The organism is Pricia antarctica (assembly GCF_900101815.1).
Classification (GTDB): domain Bacteria; phylum Bacteroidota; class Bacteroidia; order Flavobacteriales; family Flavobacteriaceae; genus Pricia; species Pricia antarctica.
In genome coordinates this window covers 1-1,394 of record NZ_FNAO01000040.1, presented here as the reverse complement: position 1 = coordinate 1,394, position 1,394 = coordinate 1, and the positions used below count along the sequence as shown (strand labels likewise).

1 pseudogene is annotated in these 1,394 nt (G+C 50.9%); it reads right to left on the bottom strand.

What is annotated here, in order from left to right:
- Positions 1–135 precede the first annotated feature (135 nt).
- Positions 136–1,332, bottom strand: a pseudogene (locus BLT07_RS20565) (IS256 family transposase); the annotation flags it as partial.
- Between the last annotated feature and the right edge of the window lie 62 nt (positions 1,333–1,394).

Below are 1,394 nucleotides of genomic sequence, written 5' to 3'. Positions count from 1 at the left end.
GGGTGTGTAATTTAAACTCTGTCCGGTTCACTTTTCATCCATTTCAAAACTTGTCGGATCTTTTATCCGACGGGTTTTGGAATGCGCCCCCGCGGCAGCGGCGTTCTCGTTGGGCCCTGTTCTCAGGTCGAACTGTATTCGGTCCCCAAATTTAATATAAAGTTGTTGAACGGTCAGGCTCCAATTATGCAATGGGCTCGTCCACTTCTTTTCAATGTTCTTTGTGGCTAGGTATACCAGTTTCAGAAGGGCCGTGTCGTTCGTGAACGCACCCTTGGTCTTGGTTACTTTACGGACCTGTCGGTGGAAGCCTTCCACTGCATTTGTGGTATAGATGATCCTCCTTATGGGTTCTGTATACTGGAAGTACTGTGATAGCTGCTCCCAATTACGTTGCCAGCTCTGGATGACCACGGGATATTTGCTCCCCCATTTCGTTTCAAGGTCCAAGAGTCCGTCTTCCGCGACCTCTTTGCTTGTCGCCCGGTACACCGTTTTCAGGTCCCGCATGAACTCCTTTTGGTCCTTCGAGGCGATATATTTGAGCGAGTTCCTTATCTGGTGCACGATGCAGAGCTGTACCTGCGCTTTGGGGAAAACGCTCAGTATGGCATCGGTAAAACCTTTAAGGTTGTCGGTGCATGCGATCAGGATATCCTTCAGGCCGCGGTTGTTCAGGTCGGTGAGCACCTGTAGCCAAAAGTTGGCCCCTTCGCTCTCGGAGATGTACATGCCCAGTATTTCCTTTCGGCCCTCCTTGTTGATGCCCAAGATGTTATAAAGTGCCTTGTGGGCTATCTTCCCGTCCACCTTCACCTTGTAGTGCATGGCATCGAGCCATACGATACAATAGAGCGGTTCCAAGGGGCGGTTCTGCCATGCCTTGACGTCGGGTATGATCCTGTCGGTTATCTGGCTCAGCACGGTGTGCGAGATATCGGTGTCGTACATTTCCTTTATATGCGAGGAGATGTCGCGATAGCTCATGCCCAGGCCATAAAGCCCGATGATCTTATCGGACAGGTTGTCCGCCAGGATGGTCTGGCGCTTTTTCACCAGTTCCGGCTCGAAGCTGCTCTGCCTGTCCTGCGGCGTGTCAATATCGAAACTGCCGTAGCCGCTCTTGATGGTCTTTTTGCCCTTGCCGTTGCGTTTGTTCCCAACGTTACGCTGGGCCTCGCCGAGATGGCCTTCCATCTCCGCTTCGAGCGCTTTCTCGATGACGTTCTTCAGCATGGGGGCGAACGCGCCGCCCTTGCCGAAAAGGTTCTTGCCCGACATGAACTGGTCAAGTACCTTTTTCTCGAATTCCGTTTGTTCTTCTTTTCTCATGGTTCTGTCTGAATAAAATTAATGATTAAATTTATTTCAGACAGAGTTCAGTTTACACTCTC